The sequence below is a fragment of the Mycobacterium sp. WMMD1722 genome (assembly GCF_049315205.1).
In the GTDB taxonomy this organism is placed as follows: Bacteria; Actinomycetota; Actinomycetes; order Mycobacteriales; family Mycobacteriaceae; genus Mycobacterium.
Genome location: NZ_CP186056.1, coordinates 1,622,348 through 1,643,626 on the forward strand (window position 1 = coordinate 1,622,348; position 21,279 = coordinate 1,643,626).

Consider the following 21,279-nt stretch of genomic DNA (forward strand, 5'->3'; position numbering starts at 1 on the left):
GCCTGGTGCCTGGCCATCTCGAGCTCGGCGCCCTCGGGCGGTAGGCGGATGGTCCGATCCGGCGGGTGGCCGAGCGACGAGAACACCGTTTAGCCGGCTTTATGTGGTGGTCCCGGCTGGTATCGAACCAGCCGATTGCACATTATCCTGATACCGTCTCACCTGGCGATTGGGCTCTGAAACCTAATTTAACCTGCGGTGACGCCACTTTCGGCTGTGAGACTCTGTATGGTTCTGTGTAGCTCACTATTGCACGGAGATTGCACGGAATCGAGGACACATGACCGCGCTCAAGTCGGGACGCCGCGTCCAGTACGTCGGCATTCATGGGACCGCTGACGGGCCAACCGGCCGCGTCAGCCGCGTACTCAAGGCCGCGGTGCGGGTGCGGTGGGACGACGGCAGGCTTGACGACGTGCACCCCGCCGACCTCCGGGTGGTGTAATGGTGGTGAAGGGAGAGCGGACGCGGCGGCAGTTCGGTCGGCTGCGTCAGTTGCCGTCCGGCCGGTGGCAGGCGTCGTATCTACACCGCGGAACCGTGCATAAGGCCGTGGCGACGTTCCCAACCAAGTCTTCGGCGTCGCACTGGCTGCAAGGTGAAGCGGACCTGATCGACCTGGACCGGCGCAGGCCTGGTGCGTGGGCGCCTCCGGTCGAACGAGAGACCAAGGCCACTGCTGCCAAGTTGACGCTGCGGGAGTACGCGCGGCGGTGGCTGGAGCACCGCAACGTGGCGCGGCGGACGCGGGAGAACTACACCTATCACCTGGATACGAACATCTTTCCCGTGCTGGGCGACAAGGCCCTGACCGAAATCACCGCCGAGGACGTGCGCGTGTGGTTCTCCGGACTGGGCACCGTTTACGAGACGCGCAATGCACGGGCCTATGGCGTTCTGACGGCAGTGCTGAACACCGCCGTGGATGACGGCCTACTGGACCGCTCCCCCGCCCGGATCAAGGGTGCACGGGCGGTGAAGCGCACCAAGCGGCCAGTTGTTCTGCTGGAGCCGGACGAACTCGCCAAGCTGGCCGACGCCATGCCCGGAGTCCTGGGGCTGGCGGTGCTACTGACGGGCTGGTGCAGCCTGCGACGCGGTGAGCTATTTGCTCTCACGCGGGCCGACGTTGCGCCGGACGGATCGACGGTGCAGATCAACAAGGCCGTCACATATCGGGAGCGGAAGTACGTCTGCGGCCCGCCTAAGACGCGGGAGTCCAACCGCACGGTGCTGGTGCCGACCCATCTACGCAAGGCGTTGGTCGAACACCTGGCGACGGCTGTGGGACCAGCCAAGACGGCGCTACTGTTCCCAGACCCCGAAACTGGTGAGTTCCACACCGAAGGCCGGTTCAGGGTGCCGTTCTTCGCCGCGCGCACGGCCATCGGGAAAGACGAACTCCACTTCCACGACCTGCGGCACTTCGGCGGTGTCATGGCCGCGGTGGCCGGTGCGACCACAAAAGAGGTGATGGACCGGCTCGGACATACGACCGCGGCGGCGGCTATGCGCTACCAGCACGTCGCGGCCGGGCGCGCGGACTCGCTGGCGGAACGGCTGTCCGCGCTCGCCAGCGCCGATCCGTACTAGGCAGATTGAATTAAATTAGCTGCGCCACAGAGCCTTTCACGGAACACACGTCTGCGATAGGCTCTCGCAAACCCACACTTTCTGAGGTAATCTCGCGGTCAGGCCACCGCCCCTAGCCAGCCTTCCACTGCACACGCACACTCCACGCCCCCCACCTCACACGTACGCGCAAGCCACACGCCTTGGGGATCGTCGTTCGTCACACCGATGGAGTTAGATTCGTGCGCGCCAGTGCCAAGACCACGCCGCTCTACATTTCCCTGCAAGACGCAGCAGCCCGAACAGGGTTCAGCGTCTTCACCTTTCGCGAACTGATCAATGAGGGAAAGCTGCCCGCTTACCGGATCTCCGACAAGCCCGGAAGTGCAATTCGGGTCAAGGTCTCCGACGTAGATGCGCTGATGCAGCCGGTGATTCCTGCGGCGGTAACCGCCTCGCGGTGATTCGCCGACCGACCCCCGGAGACGGCTGCGCCCCGCCGGGAGACCAATCCCGGCGGGGCGACTTAACCGAATTACTGTTCGCCACCAGATAGGAGTCCGAGTGACTATTACCGAGTCTACAACGGACAGCAGTCCCGGTCGAGATACCCACGCTCACAATCCGTTCGGCGACCCGAGTTCCCCGATGGCCGCGCTTGTGCGCCAGGAGAAGGCCGAGCGGCAGCGCGACGAGCAGGACGAAAAGTCGGCCGATCAACACCGGTTGCGTGAGCTGGCGAGCACGGGCGACCATTCCACGGCTGCGGCGGACGCGGACGCTGACCTACGAAAGGTGATGCACGATAACGCCGACGTGCTCACGTCGACGGCCATTCTGGACCACACGGCGCGGTTCGCAGACGCGCGCCGCGCTGGGAGCTACGCCGTGCTATTCGGTGTCCTCCTGCGTGCTGTGCTGGCTGTGCCGCCGCGAGTGGCCCTGCCGCCGATCATCGGCGGCGCGGTCTCGCTGAACCTGCTGCTGGCCGTCGTCGGTGCCAGCGGTGGCGGCAAGGGCACCGCCGACAAGGTGGCAGCCGATGCCGTACACCTGTCGATCGGCGGGCGTCGCCCCCCGTTGCCAGTGCTGCCGATGCTGCCGATCGGGAGCGGTGAGGGGATCAGCCGCACGTACGCCTACGCCGACCGTGACCCGCTCACCGGGCGGGTGGAACTGCAATGGCTCACCCGCGCCGGGATGTTCGTCTGCCCCGACATCGCCTCAATCCGCGCACTGACGTCACGCCTGGGCTCGACACTGTTGGCCGAGCTACTGAAGGCGTATATGGGCGAGGCACTCGGGTTCGCCAATGCCGACCCGAAACTCAGGGTGATCCTGCCGCCGCACAGCTACCGGTTCGGCCTCGCAGCGGGTGTTCAGCCGGAAAACGGCGCGGTGCTGCTCAACGATCAGGCGCAGCGGGACGGGGTGCCGCAGCGATTCCTCTGGGCACCCGTCCGGCCCGGTGTCACCCGCGACCCCAGCGCCGGGGTTGTCGAACCGCTGACGGTCTCGGTGCCTGACTTCGGTATCGACCCGATGGCTGATCAGCCGTTGGTATTCCTCGCTGTCGCACCGGCCATCCGGCAACAGATCATCGAAGCCGACGCCGCCAAGGATCTAGACCCATTCGGCCGCAGCGCCGACGCGCTGGCAGGACACCGGCTGCTCGCACAGCTGAAGCTCGCCGCTGCTCTCGCGGTGCTGCACGGCAGGACGGACGTCGGTACCGAAGACTGGCAGCGCGCCGGACGCCTGACGGCGGTGTCCACAGCCGTATCTCGTGCCGTCGCCGCTGCATCCGGTGCCGCTGCCGAACGTGACGCTGTGCGTGACGGTCAGCGGCTCGCCGCCACCGACGCTGCCCGTGACGCCGCTGCCCTGCGCAGCCTGGTCGAACGGGTTAACCGGTATCTCGGCGCACAGACGGATTGGGTGCCGCACAGCGCGGTCACGCGATCGGTTACCGGCAAGCTGCGGCGCAACCTTCCCGACGCACTTGCCGCGCTGGTGGACAGCGGCGCTGTCGAGCGCCGGAAGGTCAAACGTGATGGCAAGCCGGAAGTCGTTCAGTACCGGGCGACGGCGGCGCGATCATGAAAACCGGTGTGGCACCTGCGGCACCGAGGTGTGGCACCGACGGCTCTAGTGCTTCCGCAGCTCAGAGTGGGTGTGGCACCCGTGGCACCGTTGGCACCCCTGCCGCGCGGAAACCCGCACAGCCCTGTTCACGTGACACCAAAACCAGTTACATAGATCATCTACACATAGTTAATTCAGCAGTGCTGGAAGCACTTTCGCCCTTGGGTGCCAACGGTGCCACAGGTGCCAACGTGCCTTCGACCTGCACGTTTGAGTGCCAACGCGCTTGTGCCGCAGGTGCCACATCTCGGAAGAACCGAAAGGACAACCCGATGACCGAGCTACAGGATTACTGCCGTCGCTGTGTCGAGGTGTACGGCTGCGGCCGTACCGAGGCGCTCACCGATCCTGACGAGATCAGTTGGCATGGCGTGGGTTTCATGCTGGTGGCTAGGTATCTGTGCGGCTGTGGTCACTTCTGGACGTGTTACTGGTCACCAGAGTTGTTGGACGCCAACGGAATGGGAGGATAGGGCACGATGGCGACGACGGAAGAATATGGCGCGCTGCTGACGGCCCTCGCGTTGATCGACGCCTACGCCGAGCGCGACGAGGATTCAATTAGCGCGCTACTCGACGGGATCGACGCTGCGCCGGTGGTGTCGAATCTGCTCGAAGTCGTGCACCGGCTGTTGCGCATTCTGGCTGTGGTGACTCAGGACGATCCGCGCAAGCCGATTGCGGAGCTGCGCCGCCGCGCGCTGGCGCAGATCGCCGAAAGGGGGTTGGACGCGTGACGCTGCGGCCGTGCATCGACTGTGGCGAGCCCGCAGACGGTCCCCGCTGCGCCGAGCACGCACGGGATTGGCGACCGAAGGTCTCGGCTTCCGCGCGCGGCTACGATGCCGCCTGGGCGCGTCTGAGTGCCCGTGCGCGCCGGTTGCAGCCGTGGTGCTCGGACTGCGGGGCCACCGAGGACCTACAGTGCGACCACAGCCCGGAAGCGTGGGCGCGCAGGGCTGCGGGCAAGGCCATCCGGCTCCGGGACGTGGACGTGGTGTGCGGCCCGTGCAACCGACGCCGCGGTGCTGCTCGTCCAGCAATCGCGGACGTGCCAGCAAACATTCCGGTGACGGCGACCAGGGGCAACCCCCCTGGTCAGACCCCTATGGACCCCCGTCTTGAGGCCAAATCTGAGTTACACACCGAGATCCCGGCTGTGGCGCTGCGGCCAGCAAACATGGTGGCGGCATGAGAGCCGGACCGAAGGGCACCGTTCGCGCGGCACCGCTGGACCTGTCGCGCTGGTCGGCCGACCGTGCGCGACGGCGTGAGCGGTTCATCGGCAAGTACCTTGTGACCCCGCGCGGGCAGGGTGCCGGTGAGCCGTTCAAGCTGCGGACCTTTCAGCGGGAGATCATCGGCGGCGCGTTCGCGCCGGGCATCCGTACGGCGCTGGTGAGCATCCCGCGCGCCAACGGCAAGACGATGCTGGCTGCGGCGCTGGCGCTCGCGGAGCTGCACGTGGGACCACCTTCAGCCGAGGTGCTGGTAGTCGCTTCTGATCAGCGTCAGGCGAACATCACGCTCAAGTATGCCAAGCGCATGGTCGAATTGAATCCTGTTCTGGCAGAACGTGTGCAGGTCTATGCGGATCGGCTGTATCTGCCCGAGAACGACGCCACCCTGTTGCCGCTGCCCGCCGAACCCGGTGCCCTGCACGGCCACGACCCCTCGCTGTTGATCGTGGACGAGCTGCACGTGGTGACCGAGGCTGTGTGGGAGGCCGTGACGAGCGTGTCGGGCAAGCGGCCCGAATCGCTGACGCTGGCGATCTCCACCCCGGCCAGCTCGCCCGATTCGATCATGTGGCGGCTGGTCGAGCACGGCCGCGCCGGGGATGACCCGTCGTTCTACTTCCGCGAGTTCGCCGCCCCGGACGGGTGCGCGGTGACCGACCGCAAGGCATGGCGCATCGGTAACCCCGCGCTGGCGTGCCGAGACCCGTTCCTGTCCGAGGATGGCATCGAAGCGGCGCGCAAAACGATCCGGGAACCGGTGTTCCGGCAGCTTCGGTTGGGCCAGTGGGTGACCGGCGTCGAGTCTTGGTTGCCCTGGGGCATGTGGGACGCCTGCGCGGCTCAGCGCGACGTACAGCCCCGTGACCGGGTGGTGCTGGCGTTCGACGGTTCGGCGTCCGGTGACTCCACAGCGCTGGTCGGCTGCACGCTCGACGGACACCTGTGGCTCGAGGGCATGTGGGACAACCCCGGAGATCCGCGCTGGCGGGTGCCGCGCGCCGACGTAGACATGGCCGTGCAGATGGCATTTCAGAAATACGACGTGATCGAGCTGGCTGCCGACCCGTGGGGCTGGCGCAGCGAGATCGAGCAGTGGGCGCAGCGTCACGGCGAGCGCCGGGTGTTGGAGTGGAACACCGCCAACGCGCAGCGCATGGCACCGGCCACCGACCGGCTGTATCAGGCTGTGGCGACACGGGCGGTCACCCATGACGGCGACGCCCGGATGGCCGCGCACGTCGCGCACTGCGTCGCCAAACCGACCCCGATGGGTGACCTGGTGAGCAAGGACAAGCGCGGGTCACCTCGCAAGATTGACGCCGCGGTCGCTGCCATCGTGGCGTTCGACCGGGCGGCGTTTCACCAGCAGAAGAACCGCAAGAGAGTGAGGTCATTCGCATGACCACCCAAACCGAGCTGCTGACCATCCTGTTGCAGCGGCTCAACGAACCGCTGGCGCGCTACGCCGATCTGGACCGGTACTACGACGGCAAGCAGCCGTTGGCGTTCCTGTCCCCGGAGGCCAAGACGGCGCTGGGCAACAGGTTCGGCGTGATGGCGTCGAACCTCCCGCGGCTGGCCGTCACGGCGCTGGCCGAGCGGCTGCGGGTGACCGGCTTCACCGGGGAGGCTGCCGGGGTGTGGCCCGACTGGCTGCGCAACGATCTCGACCAGACCAGCGGTGTCGCGCACCGCGAGGCGCTGCTGTTGGGCGACTCGTATGTGATCGTGTGGACCGATCCGTTCGGCCGACCGCGCGTGACGGTCGAGAGCGCCAAACAGGTGGCCGTGCTCACCGATCCGGGCAGCCGTGAGGTCGTCGCCGCGGTGAAGCGGTGGGAGGACACGCAGGCCAAGACGACCGAGGCCTTCGTGTACCTGCCCGACGAGATTCGCCACCTGCGCGCCGACCAGCAGGGCGCGGTAGCCAACGGCTTCCATACCGTCGAGGTGTTCCCCAACCCGCTCGGTGTGGTGCCGGTGGTCAACCTGCGCAACACCGACCGCATCGTCGGCGACTGGGGCAGCAGTGAGGTCGATGACCTCAAACCCCTTGTGGACGCGCTCAACAAGAGCTTGGCCGACATGATGGTCACGAGCGAGTTCGTCGGCCGACCGCGGCGCTGGGCCACTGGAATCGAGCTGACCGAGGAACCGGTGTTCGATGACGAGGGCGCGCCGGTGCTTGACTTGGACGGCCAGCCCGTGATGCGGGAAGTCAACCCAATTCCCGAAGGCCATCGGGCGATGATCTCGGAGAGTGATCAGGCTAAGTTCGGTCAGCTCAACGCGGCCGACCTGTCGGGCTATGAAGCGTCGGTGCGGGTGATCCTCGGTCAGATCATGGCCGTGTCGACGCTGCCCGCGCACTACGTCGGCGTGTTCACCGACAACCCGGCCAGCGCGGACGCGCTGCGCGCTGCCGAGGCGTCGCTGACCGCCCGTGCCGAGGCGCGGCAGCAGACCTTCGGCCGAGCATGGGAACAGGTCGCCAAGCTGATGGTGGCCGTCCGCGACGGCCGCGACCCGGCACAGGTAGAGGCACGGGTGCAGTGGGCCGACGCCGCCACCCGTTCGGTAGCGCAAGAGGCCGACGCCGTGGTGAAGCTGTACCAGGCCGGTCTACTGCCGATCTCCGCCGCGCTCGCGAAGCTCGGATACAGCGACGACGAAATCACCGAGATCCGCACCGCTCGCCGCGCCGAAGCGCTCGACGGGGCCGGGGTAACCCTTCTGCGCGGCGGTGCTGCATGACGGCCGCGGTGGTGGACGACTACCAGCACGAGACCGAGGCGCTGGCCGCGTCGACCGTCGCGGCCGTGCTCGCGCTCTACGCCGCTCTGCAGGCCGGCGCACTGCCGCCGGCCGTGGTGGTGACGGCGGTGGCCGCGGTGATCGCCACGGCGAACGCAGCAGCCACCACGTTGGCCGACGTGGCCGTGTCCGCACAGATCGAAGCGGCGACGGGGGCACCCGCACCGCCCACCGGTATCGCGCCGAGCGACGACACCGAGCGGCTGGCTAGGGCTGTGGCGACGGTCTTCGATGACGCCGACGAACCCGCCGAACCCGCCGGGATGCGGCTGGAACGGCTGGCACGATCCGAACCGCTGGAAAAGGGCCATGCCGTCACCGCCGAGATCGTGAATCGGTCAGCCGCCGTGGAGGGCTGGACGCGGCGACTGGACGCCGACCCCTGCGAGCGCTGCGTCCGCTGGGCCGAGGACGGCCGGGTGTTCCCGAAGGGCCACCACTTCAAACGGCACTACGGCTGCAACTGCCAAGCCGAAATCGTCACCACCGAAAGGAAACCAACACCATGACCGACACCGACACCGAAAAGGCGACCGAAGACGCCGCGACCGCGGGCACCGAGGACACGGACGCTGCCACCGAAGGCACCGACCCCACCGAGGGCAACGAGCAGCCCGACGACGACGCCGAGACCTTTCCGCGGTCGGTGGTCGAGAAGCTGCGTCAGGAGAACGGCAAGTACCGGCAGCGCGCCGCGCAGACCGACATCTACGCGCAGCGGCTACACACGGCGCTCGTGGCCGCTACCGGCCGTCTGGCCGACCCGGCAGACCTTCCCTACGACGCCGAGCACCTGGACGACCCGGACGCGCTGACCGCTGCCCTGGACGCACTGCTGACCGACAAGCCGCACCTCGCGTCCCGCAAGCCGTCCGGTGACATCGGACAGGGACAGCGCGGACCCGCGTCCGGCTCGTTCTCGTTGCTGGACACGCTCAAATCTCTGACCTGATCACCGCCGTTATAATCAGCGACCCATATCTAGGCAGGGGGTTGCTGTGGTCGAACACGACTCTCATCGACAGGCGGAATGTCGCTGGGACGGGAACGAGGATCAGTCCCGGTCGGGATGGTCCTCCCTCTTGGACTGGGCGCTGTATCACGCTCCTGCATGGATGCGGTGGCAGCAGTACCACGCGAGCATGGTGGGTACTTCCATTCCCGACCAGCGGCGGGCAATCCTGACGTGGTGGGGCCGGGGCCACGGCACCGAGGTCGACCAGTTGGCGAACGCCGCCCGCTGCGTGAACGTGCTCCGCAGCATGGGTGGGGAGGTCAGCGAACACCCCGAGCTGCGGGCGGCTCTGGACCGGCTCAATTCCGAACTGGCGAGACGTTGGAATCCCACGATGGCCTAATTCGGTAACCTGGTGGGGTCGGTTCCTGGCGGACCGGCCCCACGGTTGTCCTGGCGGCACGGGTGTAGTTCATTCGACAATCCCTATGCCGCATAAGGAATTTCCCTCATGGCCATCGAAGTCACTTCGGGCAACAACACTCTCATTCAGTCGCAGGTCGCCAGCCTGCTCGTCCAGCCGCTTGAGCAGGCGTCCACGTTCCTGGCCGCTGGCCCCGTCGTGCTGGACAGTTCCAGCCCCGTGCGGGTGCCGCGCATCGCCAACGGCGTCACGGCCGGGTTCGTCGCCGAAGGCGCTCAGATCAGCGACGGCGACGTTGCCTTCGATGAGGTGACGCTGCTGCCGTCGACCCTCAAGGGCCTCAAGGTGCTGGTGAAGCTCTCCAACGAGCTGATCCGTACCAGCGTCGTCGGCCTGGAATCGGTGCTGCGTACCCGGCTGGTGACCGACGTAGCCAACGCGCTCGACGCGGCGCTGTGGGACGGTACGGGCGCGTCGAACACGATCAAGGGCATCCTTCGCCAGACCGGCATCCAGACCGGCGCGCTGGACCTCACCGACCCCGATTCGCTCATCGACGGGCTGGCCGTCGCGCAGGGCAACAAGGTCAGCCCGACTCATTGGGTGATGACCGCTGCCAGCTTCGCAAAAGTCCGCAAGGTGAAGGTCGGCACCGGTGACCGCCGGTACGTGATGGACCCCAACACCATCCAGAACGGCACGGAGTTCCGTCTACTGGGCCTGCCGGTCGTGATCACCGACAACATCCCAGACGCCACCGGCAAGGCGCGCGTGGCCCTGGTCGATATGTCCAGGGTCGTCGTGGCGCGTGACGTGGACGCCGAGGTGAAGATTCTCGATCAGACGTGGGGCGATTACGACAGCATCGGTATCCGCGTCGTGAGCCGCTGGGACACAGCGCTGTTGCAGGCGAAGGCCGTGACGCTGCTGACCGAAGCCTGACAGGCAACCACAATGCCTATCTGACATAGGCATTGAAAGGGGAAGGCCCGCAAGCGGAAAGCGGAAAACCCCCCAGCCCCGGACTTTGGATTGGTTGGGGGGTCATCCACTCGAAAGGATAGCCGACATGGCGGCAGTGACCGGCCAGCAAGTAGCCGACTTCCTGGGCTGTGGCGACGATGTCAGCCTGGTTGCTCTGGCATCCGAGCACGCCGGGATCGTGACCGCGCTGGCGCGCAGCTACACCCGCGGACGCGGGTTCATCGGTGCCGAGCCCGCCGAGGACGTTGCGGCCGTGATCGTGACGGCCACGGCGCGACTGGTCGCCAACCCCGAGCAGATCGCGACCGACTACGGCAGCGTGGCGCTCCGCGGCGGCTGGCAGGGCTGGAACCTCGCCGAGCAGATCGTATTGAACCGCTACCGGGTGAGGGCGCAGTGATGCTTGGCCGCGACCGTATCGAGGTGAAGTTCTGCCCGAAGAACGGCCCCGCCGTCACAGTCGTGTACTACGGCGTCGTGGTCACCGAGCACCACGCCGGAAAGCTCGGACCTTTCGGCGGTGTGACCCAAACCCGGCTGATCCTGCCGCGCCATTTCGACCCCCCCGACGCCGCCGCGTGCAACGTGTCGTTTGCGTTCGGCGACCGCGCCAACGCACGGCTGGAAAAGCCCATGGTGCCGATCCGGGACGGCCGTGGCCGCGTGCACCACTACGAAGGCGTGATCAAGTCGGGCTGACCGATCTTGCACGTAAGTTGCACGCAATCAGCAGAAACGTACTCTGACCTGGTGGTCCCGGCTGGTATCGAACCAGCGACCTTCCGCGTGTGAGGCGGACGCTCTCCCACTGAGCTACGAGACCTGATGGGATCCGGCGGACGAACCTGGCCGAACGACGTCGAAGATTATCACGCGCGGGTTGACGGCCCTTAATCCGCTGGTCAGATCGTCGTCCCCCGCCGGATGCCGACGGGGTGAACAGGCACGACGCGCCTGATTCCCAGGGGATTTGTGTGGCTCGTGGTTCGTGCATTAGTGTTCTGCATCGCGACGGACGACGATCTCGCCCGTAGCACGCGGATGTAGCGCAGTTGGTAGCGCATCACCTTGCCAAGGTGAGGGTCGCGGGTTCGAATCCCGTCATCCGCTCGAGGTGCAGTCATGCATCAACCCCAGCGGTGGAGTGGCCGAGTGGTGAGGCAACGGCCTGCAAAGCCGTGCACACGGGTTCGATTCCCGTCTCCACCTCCATCAGTTATCCGGCGCGATTAGCTCAGCGGGAGAGCGCTTCCCTGACACGGAAGAGGTCACTGGTTCAATCCCAGTATCGCGCACCATAGTTCGCACAGATGAGGCCCGGTTTCGACCGGGCCTTCGTCGTTCACCGTTAGGCGGCCACCGAGCGTCCCCGCGGCGCCTGCAGGGGGTTGGCCTCGGGATTGGCCGCCAGCGCCTCGAGCACCAGCGACCACACGGTCGGGTTGACCAGCACACTGCCGTGGCCGCCGATGAAATCGGGCTGGCGGCTCTGGATGACGATGTTGGTCACCTCCGGCCCGGACAGGAACTGCCGGGTGTACGGCGTGAGCACTTCGTCGTTCATCGAGACGATGTTGGTGTAGAGCACCCCTGGGCGTGTATCACCGCCCCCGTAGACGACCTCCTGGAACGGCGAGGTGATGGTCTGCTGCAGCGCGCCCGGGGCCACGGTGCCGACGACGAACGCCAGCAGCGGACCGATGACAGGCAGCAGCGTCGCATACGCCAGATAGTCCAGATCGGTGCCGTGGTTGCTGGGCGCCAACCCGATCACCTGCGACACCTTGGGGCCGCCGCCGAGCACGTTGATGTAGTACGCGGGCAGGATCCCCCCGCCCTGCGAATAGCCGACCAGCACGACCTTCGGTGCACCAGTTTCGGCGAGTACCCGGTCGATTTCCTGCGAAAGTTGTTGTGCCGACACGGTGATGTCGTTGACCCCTTGGACGGGAAAGCCCGGATAGCCCGACCGGTTGCCGTAGTTGAACGAGCAGACCTTGTAGCCGGCGTTGGCCAGCACCGGCGCCCCCACACTCCAGTTGAACGCCGCGGTCATCCCGGTGCCGTTTACCAGGATCACCGGCAGCGGATGGGCGGGTGACACGGAGATCGAGGGGTCGTTGGCCCCGGGCGGCACGGCGGCCGGGGTGAGGTAGGCGAGCACGTTGAACACCCCGTATTCGACCGGGAACCGACCTGCTGACGCGGCGTTGAACGGCGTGCCGGTGAACGCCCGGCTGACGTCGCCCGCGGCGTCGGCGATGCTCAGCGCCACCGAGCGCGGGATCGCGCCCACCGGGCCCGGTCCGAATCCCGTCGCGATCTGGGTGGCGATGTTGTTGACCAGGGAGGCCGCCACCGCCGAACCATCAGCGACCAGACCGACGCCCTGGCGGGTGAACTGGGTGGCCGCGCGGCCCGGATCCCGCACCGCCTCGGCGAGCGGCTCGTAAACCTGCGACGGGTGGTCCATCCCCTCGCCACGCGCCGGGCCGGGCCGATCCTCGATCGAATCACCCTGTGTGACAACACCATCGCGTCCATCGCGAACCACCGACAGGCGGGTCGGTCGCTCCGAGCGCTCGAGGTCGCGGGCGGACGGCTTGGTGGTGCGCGGCTCATCCGGACGGTCGACACGCGCGGCACCACGGCGCTGAACGCCAGACGCCGGGGAGCGAGAGACCTCGGAGGCGTCGCTGCTCGCACTGGGCGGGCGCTCGACCCCCGAAGCGGATACGCCGTCGTCGGCCTGGGCCGTCCCCGCCCCGAGAATCGCCGCCGCAGCGGCGCACCCGAACAGGACGCCGGACCACCCCGTCGCTCGCATCGGTCTGCCCCCAGGCCGTATCGGTCGGCTGAGACGATCGTCACATCCGGCTCTTCAGACGATAGGGCATGAGTGGGGTGGTCCGCCGCGCTGATCGGCCGCCGAGCCGACCCCGTCGCGCTAGATGCCGGCGCAGATCGACGGCGCGAACGGCACCGGGATGGGAATGCAGGCACCCACCCCGAAACCCGGCGTGAGGTCGCCCAACGGCGGCGGTGGCGGCGGAGGAGGAGGCGGCGGCGGCGGACCGGCCACCAGGCAGGTGTTGGTCGCCGCGTCGAAGAACGTCCCTGGTCCGCATTCGGCGGCGTTGCTCACTCCGGGCGGCGCCAGGGCCAGAAACACCCACGGCGCCACAGCGAGTGCGCCTGCGATTGCCCTGCGGTGCGACACGGCCCCCATCAGGTCTCCTCACACTGGCCCGACCCGTCCCCAGGATATCGCTGATCAGGCGCCGTGGATCGCCTTCGGGTCATGCCGGGGCCGGTTCATCCGCAACGTCGCGCTGGGCGGCATGCCATAGGCCCGTCGATAGGCGACGCTGAACCGTCCGGCGTGCGCAAAGCCCCACCGGCCGGCGATCGAGTTGACGGTGTCGACCGCGGGGTTGGCCGCCTGGAGATCACGATGGGCCAGATCCAGACGTACCTGGCGCAGATACTCCATCGGTGTCACACCGAGGTGTCGGCGGAACATGTACTGCACCGCCCGGGGCGTCAGATTGGCCGCCGCCGCTATCTCGGCAAGACCGATGTCACCGTCGGCGTTGTCGTGGATGAAGCTCACCGAGCGGCGCAATCCGGGCGGTCGGGAACCCCCGGATGCGTTGTCGTTGATCCCCGTCATGCTCTGTACCGATACCCCCTGGCAAACGACGGAAAACCCGCTCGACGGGCCGGTGCGTGACACCATCGATGCCATGACCGATCGCATCGAGGTGCAGCGCCTCATTCCCGCCCCCGCCGAGACGATCTTCGACGTGCTCTGCGATCCGCAGGGTCACGTCGCCATCGACGCCACCGGCATGCTCCAGGACGCCGACGGCGAACCCGTCGGCGCGGTCGGTGACAGCTTCGTCGTGCACATGGACCGGGAAGCCCTCGGCGACTTCCCGATGGGGAAATACGATGTGACGGTCGACATCCGAGAGTTCGAGCCGAATCGGCGCATCGCGTGGACGATTCTCGGCCAGATCCGCCCGCAGATCGGTCACGTCTACGGCTACACCCTGGAACCGCGTTCGGACGCGACGCTGGTGACATCGTTCTACGACTGGTCACAGATCGACGACCAGTGGCGCGAGGCCGGCATCTTCCCCGTCATCTCCGAGGCCGCCCTGCGGGGCACACTGGGCATCCTCGACCGGACAGCTCGACGCGGATACGTGCGCAGCTAAGTCCGTCCCGGGGTCAACCCACGGTTGACGGACCGCGGTCGTCAACTTACAGTTGACGCCATGACGAATTCGATCAGCCATCCGGTGCGTCTCGACGACCTGATCAGCGCCATCAAGAACGTTCACGACGAACCACTCGAACAGCTGACCGACGCGGTGCTGGCGGCCGAAGCGCTCGGCGAGGTCGCCGACCACCTGATCGGCCACTTCGTCGACCAGGCCCGCCGTTCTGGGGCGTCGTGGACCGATATCGGCAGGTGCATGGGCGTCACCAAACAGGCCGCCCAGAAACGTTTCGTCCCCAAGGCGGGTACCGAACCGGTCGACCCCGAACAGGGCTTCGCCCGCTTCACACCCCGCGCCCGCGCGGCCGTCGTGCACGCCCAGAACGCCGCGCGCGACGCCCGCCATGCCGAGATCACCCCCGAGCACCTGCTACTCGGAATCCTCGTCGACAGCCAGGCGCTGAGCACCGCACTGCTCAGCGCGCAGGGCGTCACCGCCGACGCCGTCCGCTCCGCGGTGGCCCTGACCCCCGACGCCGGTGGCCCGGAGCTGCATCTGGTCCCGTTCAACGGCCCCGCCAAGAAGGTTCTCGAACTCACCTTCCGCGAAGCGCTCCGACTCGGCCACAACTACGTCGGCACCGAACACCTGCTGCTGGCGCTGCTGGAATCCGAGGACGCCGACGGCCCGCTGCGCCGCCTCGGTGTCGACAAGGCCCGCACGCAGACCGACCTGATCGCCCTGCTCGACGACGTCACGCCGAAGAACTGACCTCACATCTCGTCGTCGGACAGCGTCTACAGGGTGTGACGATGCGACCATTCGAAGAGGTGGTGGCCGAGCACGGGCCGACCGTGCTGCGGGTGTGCCGGGCGGTCGTCGGGCCGGCCGACGCCGAGGACGCCTGGTCCGAGACATTCCTGTCCGCGCTGCGCGCCTATCCCGACCTACCCGGCGACGCGAACGTCGAAGCGTGGCTGGTCACCATCGCCCATCGGCGCGCCCTCGACGTCGGGCGGGCCAACTCCCGCAGGCCGGTGCCCATCGCCACCGTTCCCGACCGCCCAGCCGATCGCGCCGACCCCGCGGCCGGACATCCCGACATCTGGACGGCCCTCGAGGCGCTGCCCGCCAAACAGCGCCAGGCGGTGGCCTACCACCACATCGCCGGCCTACCGCACGCCGAGATCGCCGCACTCCTCGGCAACTCCCCCGACGCCGCCCGCCGCGCCTGCGCGGACGGCGTGAAGACACTGCGCACGCTCTACCGCAAGGACGCCCTGTGACCGCGAACCCGTTCGACACCCTGACCGACGAGACGACCCTGGCCCGGCTGCACACCCGGCTCACCGACGCTGCCGCGGCAGCCGACCTGCTCGACGTGTCCTACCGCACGCTCGACACGCCGGTCGGCACGCTGCTGCTCGCCGCCACCCCCGCCGGCCTGGTCCGGGTGGCCTTCGACGTCGAAGACCACGACGCGGTGCTGGCCACGCTGGCCGCCCGGCTCAGCCCCCGCATCCTGCGCGCCCCGCGGCGCCTCGACGCCGTGGCCCACCAACTCGACGAATACTTCGCCAAGCGCCGCACCGCCTTCGACGTCCCGGTCGATCTGCGGCTCACCGAAGGCTTCCGGCGCAGCGTCGTCGAACACCTCCGCCAGATCGGCTACGGAGACCGGGCGACCTACGCCGCCGTGGCCGCCGCAGTCGGCAACCCCGGCGCGGTCCGCGCCGTCGGCAGCGCCTGCGCGCGCAACCCGCTGCCGGTGGTCATCCCGTGCCACCGGGTGGTCCGCTCCGACGGTACGGCCGGGCAGTACGTCGGCGGTCCCGCCGCGAAGGCTGCCCTGCTCGACCTGGAAGCTGCGTGACGGGAATGATCCGCCGCCCGCCGCGGTAGAACTGCACATGAACCTTCCCGAGGCCGCCCGCACACTCATCGGAGCTGGGGCCGACGCCACCCTGGTCACCCTCAACGCCGACGGCAGCCCACAGGTGTCGGTGGTGTGGGTCGCCCTACAGCGGACAGCCGAGAGCGACGAACTGGTGACCGCGCACCTCGCCGAATACCAGAAGGTCCGCAACGTACGGCGCGATCCCCGCGTCGCCGTGACGATCCTGGCCGACGCGCAGGCCGGCGCGGTGATGCGGCCCTACCTGTCGATCACGGGCACCGCCCGCATCGTCGAGGGCGGCGCACCCGAACTGCTCGCCGAGCTCGCGCCCGCCCTGGCGGGCCCGGACGTGCAGTTCCCGCCGCCGGACGCCCCGCCGGGATACCTCACCCGCATCCGCATCGACAAGGTCGGCGGCATCGGCCCCTGGGCGTCCTGACCACCGAACCGGTGTGCAGTCCGAGACCGGTGTGCCATCATGCGTTGCACACCTAGGGAGGGACACATGCGGGCACCACGCTGGTTTCTGATGCTGTTGGCCACCCTCACCGTCGCCACCGGGCTCACCGCCGCACCCGCGTCCGCGGTGGACTCGCCGATCGGGCGGATCGGGGACGAGCTGCGCGTGAGCTTCCAGGGACTGGTCGCCGACGTGACCGTGCTCAGCGTCGATCCCTCACCCGTGCCCCCCGGATTCGGCTATCCACCACGGCCACCGCGCCACCAGGTCTACAGCGCCAACATCGTCGTCAAACCGGTCCAGGTGCCGGTGCCGTACGCGATGGCCATCACCTTTTCGTTCCGCGGCGTCACCCCGACCGGCGACGCCTACGAACCCCGCAATTCCGACTCCCCCGACGCGCTGGCGACGCTGCTGCAGAACGCGCCCGCCGGCTCGACCGTGACCGGACGCGTCTGGTGGGACTGTTACCGCGACCTCGTCACCAACGTCGTACTGGTGGACAAGATCACCGGTGAGCACCTCGCGCAGTGGAATCTGTAGCGCCACACGTCCGTCCGGCCACATCCGCCGACCTGCCCGAACTCGCCGACGTCGCGGCGCGCACGTTCCCGCTGGCCTGCCCGCCGGCGGCGCGCGAATCCGACGTCGCGGCGTTCGTCACCGAACATCTGTCGCCGGCCCGATTCGCCGACTACCTCGCCGACCCTGACCGGGTGGTTCTCCTGGCCACCGCCGACGAGGCCGGCGACGCGCCGATCCTGGGCTACGCCATGCTGATTCGCGGCGAACCCACCGACCCCGTGGTCGCCCGCGCGGTGCCCCTGCGCCCGACCATCGAGCTGTCGAAAATCTATGTGCTGCCCGAACACCACGGTGCCGGCGCCGCAGCGGCCCTGATGTCCGAAGCACTGCAGCTCGCCCGCGACACCGGTTACCGGTGTGTCTGGCTGGGCGTCAACCAGCAGAACCGGCGCGCACAACGGTTCTACGCCAAACACGGCTTCGCCGTGACCGGAACCAAGACCTTCCGGCTGGGCACGGCAATCGAGAACGACTACGTGATGGTCTGCCCGCTGTAGCGCCTCAGCGCTGCTCCCCGGCCGCGGTCAACGCCAGCAGCCGCGACGTGGCCCGCAGATACTTCTTGCGGAACCCGCCCGCCAGCATCTCCTCGGAGAAGATCGTGTCGAGTTTGGTGCCGGAGGCCACCACCGGGATACCCGCGTCGTAGAGCCGGTCGGTCAGCGACACCACGCGCAGCGCCACGCTCTGGTCGTCGAGTGGATGCACTCCGGTGATGAACACGTGCTCGACCCCCTCGATCAACGCTTGATAGCGCGACGGGTGCATGGTCGCCAGATGCGCACACAGCGCGTCGAATTCGTCGAGGGTGGCACCTGGGGACTGCCCGGCCCGCTCGGCGACCTCCGCGTCGGACAGCGGCTCCGGAGCCGGCGGTAGATCGCGGTGCCGGTAGTCGGGTCCCTCGATCCGCACCGTCGTGAACATCGCCGCCAGCGTGTTGATCTCGCGCAGGAAGTCCTGGGCGGCGAAGCGACCCTCACCCAGCTGCTCGGGCAGCGTGTTCGACGTCGCCGCGATCGACACACCACGCTCGACCAGCTGGGACAGCAGCCGGGAGATCAGCGTCGTGTTGCCCGGGTCGTCGAGTTCGAACTCGTCGATGCACACCAGGACGTAGTCGCTGAGCAACTCGACGCTCTCCACGAATCCGAACACCCCGGCGAGCTGGGTCAGTTCCCCGAACGTCGCGAACGCCTTGCGATGAGCCGAAGCGTCGGGGACGGCGTAATACGACGATGCGAGCAGGTGGGTCTTGCCGACACCGAACCCGCCATCGAGGTACAGGCCGACACCGGGTAACACCTCACGCTTGCCGAACAGCTTCTTCTTCCCGGCGCGGCGGGTGAGCGCTTCGTCGACGAACGACCGGCAGGACTCCACGGCCGCGGCCTGCGACGGCTCGGCCGGATCGGGCCGGTAGTTGTCGAAGCCGACATGGGTGAACGTCGGCGGCGGCACCAACTGCGCGACGAGCCGCTCCGGAGTCACGGTGGGATGGCGGTCGACGAGGTGACCGGGTTGAGCCGTCACACCGTTGGGCCCGTGCATGCGAAGCAGCGTAGCGACGTGCTGGAATCAAACCCATGCCCGACTCCACCCCTGGGACACAGGTCACAGTGCCGTTCCGGCTCCTCGGCGCGGCGCAACCCCTCACCGAGGACGGGCTGGCCGCGCTCTACGCCTACCCCGACGGCCTGGACCGCTGCTGGGTCCGCGGCAACATGATCGCCAGCGTCGACGGTGGCGCCACGAGCGACGGCAAATCCGGCGCGCTGGGCGGTACCGGCGACCGCGCGCTGTTCGGGCTGATGCGCGAGGCGGCCGACGTCATCCTGGTCGGGGCGTCGACCGTGCGGGTGGAGAACTATTCCGGGGTGCGGCTCAGCCCGGCCGCCCGGGAGGCGCGCCGGCTGCGCGGACAGTCCGAGGTGCCGCCGATCGCCGTGCTGACCCGCAGCGGACGGCTGGATCACGACGCGCTGCTGTTCACCCGCACCGAGACGCCGCCACTGATCGTCACCAGCACCGACGGCGCCGCGGAAGCGGCCGACCGGCTCGGCGGCGCCGCCGAGATCGTGGCCGCCTCGGGCGACCGATCCGATGCCGTCGACCCGGCCGTCGCGCTGGACCTGCTGGCGGCCCGCGGTCTGCGGCGGGTGCTGGCCGAAGGCGGACCGGGCATCCTCGGGATGCTGACCGGCCGGGGGCTCCTCGACGAACTGTGCCTGACCGTCGCACCTGTGCTGGTGGGCGGCGAGGCCCAGCGCATCGTCAGCGGCGGAGGCGGTGTGCACACCGCGCTGACCCGCAGCCACGTGCTGGCCGACGACGACGGCTATCTGTACTGCCGCTACGTCCGAGCCCGCTGAATACCGATCGCTACTGTGGTCTCCATGCGTCGGCACCCCCTGTACCGCCGGGCACTCGGGCTCGCGGCGGCCGCGCTGATGGTGTCGGCCTGTGCGCCCATGTTCGCGGCCAACCCGCGCTACGCCACCGACAGCGGCGCCCGGCCGCAGGGTGAAGCGCCCCAGACACCGCAGCAAGACGGTCCGCCGCCCATCGAGGTGCCCAAGAACGACCTGTCGTGGCGCGAGTGCACGTCGCAGGTGTTCCGCGACGCGTCGGTCAGCGCGCCGCCCGGTGTGCGCCTGGACTGCGCGACCTACGACGCCGATCTCGATCCGATCGACGGGGCGACCGGCACGGTCAGCATCGGCGTCGTGCGGGCCAGCTCACCGCGTACCCCGGCCGAGGCCGGCCCGCTGGTGATGACCACGGGCACCGACCTGCCGTCGTCGATCCAGCTGCCGGTGTGGCTGGCCCGCTCGAACGGCTCGGTGCTCGACCAGCATCCGATCGTCGCCGTGGACCGCCGCGGCATCGGCAGGTCCGGGGCCCTGGAATGCCGTGACCTGTACGACCGCCAGGAGATGATCGAGCAGGCCCAGTTCGGCTACGGCGACGATCCGGTGGCCAATCTCGGTGCGGTCACCATGACGGCGACCACGAGCTGCACCGACACCATCGCACCGGGCGATTCCGCCTACGACAACCGGCACGCCGCCGAGGACCTCGAACGGCTACGCAGCACCTGGGACGTGCCCGCGTTGGCCTTGCTCGGCATCGGCAACGGCGCGCAGGTCGCGCTGGCCTACGCCGGATCGCACCCCAACAAGGTGGCGCGGTTGGTCCTCGATTCGCCGCTGCCGCTCGGAATCGGTGCCGAAGCCGCCGCCGAACAGCGCGTCAAGGGTGAGCAGGCTGCGCTCGACGCGTTCGCCGCCCAGTGCGTGGCGGTCAACTGCCCGCTGGCCCCCGATCCCAAGGGCGCGGTCAACGCGCTGCTCGACGCCGCCCGCGCCGGCAACGGACCCGGCGGCGCGTCGGTGTCGGCGCTGACCGAGGCGATCTCCACGGCGCTGGCCTATCCCGAAGGCGAAGGCGTCGCCGCCACGAACGCCCTCGGCGCGACGCTCGCGGCGGCCCGCAGCGGTGACTCCGGTCCGCTGACCGCCCTGATCGCCACGGCCGAGTCGCTGCGCCAGACCGACGGACAGTTCGTGAACTCATGCAGCGATGCGCTCAACCGGCCCACCCCCGACCGGGTGCGGGAATTGGTCGTCGCCTGGGGAAAGCAGTATCCGCAGTTTGGCGCGGTGGGCGCACTCGACCTGGTCACCTGTCTGAACTGGCCGAGCGGATCCGCCCCTCAGGAGCCCAAAGACCTCACGATCCCGGTCCTGTTGCTGGGTGTGCAGAACGACCCCATCGTCGGTAACGAGGGCGTCGCGGCCGTCGCGGCGACGATCCTCAACGCCGGCGCGGCCAACAAGCGGGTGATCTGGCAGGGCATCGGTCACGGGGCCAGCATCTACTCCTCCTGCGCGCTGGCGCCGGTGCTCTCTTACCTCGAGTCCGGTCGGGCGCCGGAGACCGACACGTACTGCCCGGCCTGACGGCCGACACG

The 21,279-nt window shown here is 68.3% G+C and carries 26 protein-coding genes, 4 tRNA genes and 1 pseudogene; 26 read left to right on the forward strand and 5 right to left on the reverse strand.

From position 1 onward, the window contains the following. Positions 1–280 precede the first annotated feature (280 nt). The 14 genes from ACN27E_RS07525 (at position 281) to ACN27E_RS07590 (ending at position 10,834) form a co-directional block, all read left to right on the forward strand. Positions 281–445, forward strand: a complete 165-nt coding sequence (locus ACN27E_RS07525; RefSeq protein WP_422747900.1) for a hypothetical protein — start codon at positions 281–283, stop codon at positions 443–445. After that, a complete protein-coding gene (locus ACN27E_RS07530) occupies positions 445–1,593 on the forward strand; it encodes a tyrosine-type recombinase/integrase (RefSeq protein WP_422747901.1) in 1,149 nt (382 codons plus the stop codon). The genes ACN27E_RS07525 and ACN27E_RS07530 overlap by 1 nt, the downstream gene beginning before the upstream one ends. A 221-nt stretch (positions 1,594–1,814) precedes the next feature. Continuing rightward, positions 1,815–2,036: a helix-turn-helix domain-containing protein gene (locus ACN27E_RS07535; RefSeq protein ID WP_422747902.1), complete on the forward strand. Its 222-nt coding sequence runs from the start codon at positions 1,815–1,817 to the stop codon at positions 2,034–2,036. 184 nt (positions 2,037–2,220) lie between these two features. After that, positions 2,221–3,675: a hypothetical protein gene (locus ACN27E_RS07540; protein WP_422747904.1), complete on the forward strand. Its 1,455-nt coding sequence runs from the start codon at positions 2,221–2,223 to the stop codon at positions 3,673–3,675. A gap of 314 nt (positions 3,676–3,989) precedes the next feature. Further along, positions 3,990–4,190: a hypothetical protein gene (locus ACN27E_RS07545; RefSeq protein WP_422747906.1), complete on the forward strand. Its 201-nt coding sequence runs from the start codon at positions 3,990–3,992 to the stop codon at positions 4,188–4,190. A gap of 6 nt (positions 4,191–4,196) precedes the next feature. After that, complete coding sequence (locus ACN27E_RS07550; protein ID WP_422747908.1) at positions 4,197–4,454, forward strand: hypothetical protein; 258 nt, start codon at positions 4,197–4,199, stop codon at positions 4,452–4,454. 454 nt (positions 4,455–4,908) lie between these two features. Then, entirely contained in the window at positions 4,909–6,360 is a 1,452-nt protein-coding gene (locus tag ACN27E_RS07555) for a terminase large subunit domain-containing protein (protein WP_422747910.1), read from the forward strand. Continuing rightward, complete coding sequence (locus ACN27E_RS07560) at positions 6,357–7,712, forward strand: phage portal protein (RefSeq protein WP_422747912.1); 1,356 nt, start codon at positions 6,357–6,359, stop codon at positions 7,710–7,712. Before ACN27E_RS07555 ends, ACN27E_RS07560 begins: the two co-directional genes overlap by 4 nt. Beyond that, positions 7,709–8,281 (forward strand): hypothetical protein, encoded by a 573-nt coding sequence (locus ACN27E_RS07565; RefSeq protein ID WP_422747915.1) that lies wholly within the window; start codon positions 7,709–7,711, stop codon positions 8,279–8,281. The genes ACN27E_RS07560 and ACN27E_RS07565 overlap by 4 nt, the downstream gene beginning before the upstream one ends. Further along, positions 8,278–8,724 (forward strand): hypothetical protein, encoded by a 447-nt coding sequence (locus tag ACN27E_RS07570; RefSeq protein ID WP_422747917.1) that lies wholly within the window; start codon positions 8,278–8,280, stop codon positions 8,722–8,724. The genes ACN27E_RS07565 and ACN27E_RS07570 overlap by 4 nt, the downstream gene beginning before the upstream one ends. 190 nt (positions 8,725–8,914) lie before the next feature. Beyond that, positions 8,915–9,130, forward strand: a complete 216-nt coding sequence (locus ACN27E_RS07575) for a hypothetical protein (RefSeq protein ID WP_422747918.1) — start codon at positions 8,915–8,917, stop codon at positions 9,128–9,130. A gap of 108 nt (positions 9,131–9,238) precedes the next feature. Then, positions 9,239–10,093 carry a phage major capsid protein gene (locus ACN27E_RS07580; protein WP_422747920.1) on the forward strand — a complete coding sequence of 285 codons (855 nt, stop codon included), beginning with the start codon at positions 9,239–9,241 and terminating at the stop codon, positions 10,091–10,093. Between the two features lie 127 nt (positions 10,094–10,220). After that, positions 10,221–10,535 (forward strand): hypothetical protein, encoded by a 315-nt coding sequence (locus tag ACN27E_RS07585; RefSeq protein ID WP_422747922.1) that lies wholly within the window; start codon positions 10,221–10,223, stop codon positions 10,533–10,535. Continuing rightward, positions 10,535–10,834, forward strand: coding sequence for a hypothetical protein (locus tag ACN27E_RS07590; protein WP_422747924.1), 300 nt, complete (start codon positions 10,535–10,537; stop codon positions 10,832–10,834). Before ACN27E_RS07585 ends, ACN27E_RS07590 begins: the two co-directional genes overlap by 1 nt. A 49-nt stretch (positions 10,835–10,883) precedes the next feature. Here ACN27E_RS07590 and ACN27E_RS07595 read toward each other — a convergent pair. Continuing rightward, positions 10,884–10,958: transfer RNA gene (locus tag ACN27E_RS07595), tRNA-Val, on the reverse strand. A gap of 214 nt (positions 10,959–11,172) precedes the next feature. Between ACN27E_RS07595 and ACN27E_RS07600 the strand changes: the two genes are divergently transcribed. From ACN27E_RS07600 to ACN27E_RS07610, 3 genes are all read left to right on the forward strand, one after another. Further along, a tRNA-Gly gene (locus ACN27E_RS07600) sits at positions 11,173–11,245 on the forward strand. 28 nt (positions 11,246–11,273) lie between these two features. Next, positions 11,274–11,347, forward strand: a tRNA-Cys gene (locus tag ACN27E_RS07605). 11 nt (positions 11,348–11,358) lie between these two features. Next, positions 11,359–11,433, forward strand: a tRNA-Val gene (locus tag ACN27E_RS07610). A gap of 50 nt (positions 11,434–11,483) precedes the next feature. Here the strand turns inward: ACN27E_RS07610 and ACN27E_RS07615 are convergent. From ACN27E_RS07615 to ACN27E_RS07625, 3 genes are all read right to left on the reverse strand, one after another. Beyond that, on the reverse strand, positions 11,484–12,608 hold the full coding sequence (locus ACN27E_RS07615; protein WP_422747926.1) for an esterase/lipase family protein: 1,125 nt from the start codon (positions 12,606–12,608) through the stop codon (positions 11,484–11,486). A 474-nt stretch (positions 12,609–13,082) separates the two neighbouring features. Then, on the reverse strand, positions 13,083–13,364 hold the full coding sequence (locus tag ACN27E_RS07620; protein ID WP_422747928.1) for a hypothetical protein: 282 nt from the start codon (positions 13,362–13,364) through the stop codon (positions 13,083–13,085). Positions 13,365–13,409: 45 nt separating this feature from the next. Beyond that, positions 13,410–13,808, reverse strand: a complete 399-nt coding sequence (locus ACN27E_RS07625; protein ID WP_422747929.1) for a helix-turn-helix transcriptional regulator — start codon at positions 13,806–13,808, stop codon at positions 13,410–13,412. Between the two features lie 73 nt (positions 13,809–13,881). On the opposite strand from ACN27E_RS07625, the gene ACN27E_RS07630 reads away from it, so the two are divergent. The 7 genes from ACN27E_RS07630 (at position 13,882) to ACN27E_RS07660 (ending at position 17,803) form a co-directional block, all read left to right on the forward strand. After that, complete coding sequence (locus ACN27E_RS07630; protein WP_422747931.1) at positions 13,882–14,358, forward strand: polyketide cyclase; 477 nt, start codon at positions 13,882–13,884, stop codon at positions 14,356–14,358. 60 nt (positions 14,359–14,418) lie between these two features. Next, positions 14,419–15,135 carry a Clp protease N-terminal domain-containing protein gene (locus ACN27E_RS07635; protein ID WP_422747933.1) on the forward strand — a complete coding sequence of 239 codons (717 nt, stop codon included), beginning with the start codon at positions 14,419–14,421 and terminating at the stop codon, positions 15,133–15,135. A 41-nt stretch (positions 15,136–15,176) separates the two neighbouring features. Beyond that, positions 15,177–15,650 (forward strand): RNA polymerase sigma factor, encoded by a 474-nt coding sequence (locus ACN27E_RS07640; protein WP_422747934.1) that lies wholly within the window; start codon positions 15,177–15,179, stop codon positions 15,648–15,650. Further along, complete coding sequence (locus ACN27E_RS07645; protein WP_422747936.1) at positions 15,647–16,237, forward strand: methylated-DNA--[protein]-cysteine S-methyltransferase; 591 nt, start codon at positions 15,647–15,649, stop codon at positions 16,235–16,237. Before ACN27E_RS07640 ends, ACN27E_RS07645 begins: the two co-directional genes overlap by 4 nt. 37 nt (positions 16,238–16,274) lie before the next feature. After that, complete coding sequence (locus tag ACN27E_RS07650; RefSeq protein WP_422747937.1) at positions 16,275–16,700, forward strand: TIGR03618 family F420-dependent PPOX class oxidoreductase; 426 nt, start codon at positions 16,275–16,277, stop codon at positions 16,698–16,700. 66 nt (positions 16,701–16,766) lie between these two features. Continuing rightward, positions 16,767–17,264 (forward strand): hypothetical protein, encoded by a 498-nt coding sequence (locus ACN27E_RS07655; protein ID WP_422747939.1) that lies wholly within the window; start codon positions 16,767–16,769, stop codon positions 17,262–17,264. After that, positions 17,252–17,803, forward strand: a complete 552-nt coding sequence (locus ACN27E_RS07660; RefSeq protein WP_422747941.1) for a GNAT family N-acetyltransferase — start codon at positions 17,252–17,254, stop codon at positions 17,801–17,803. The genes ACN27E_RS07655 and ACN27E_RS07660 overlap by 13 nt, the downstream gene beginning before the upstream one ends. A 4-nt stretch (positions 17,804–17,807) precedes the next feature. Here the strand turns inward: ACN27E_RS07660 and zapE are convergent. Then, positions 17,808–18,894, reverse strand: a pseudogene (gene zapE / locus ACN27E_RS07665) (cell division protein ZapE). Between zapE and ACN27E_RS07670 the strand changes: the two are divergent. Then, positions 18,893–19,678 (forward strand): pyrimidine reductase family protein, encoded by a 786-nt coding sequence (locus ACN27E_RS07670; RefSeq protein WP_422747942.1) that lies wholly within the window; start codon positions 18,893–18,895, stop codon positions 19,676–19,678. The pseudogene zapE and the gene ACN27E_RS07670 sit on opposite strands and share 2 nt — an antisense overlap. 24 nt (positions 19,679–19,702) lie before the next feature. After that, positions 19,703–21,268 carry an alpha/beta hydrolase gene (locus ACN27E_RS07675; RefSeq protein WP_422747943.1) on the forward strand — a complete coding sequence of 522 codons (1,566 nt, stop codon included), beginning with the start codon at positions 19,703–19,705 and terminating at the stop codon, positions 21,266–21,268. Positions 21,269–21,279: the final 11 nt, after the last annotated feature.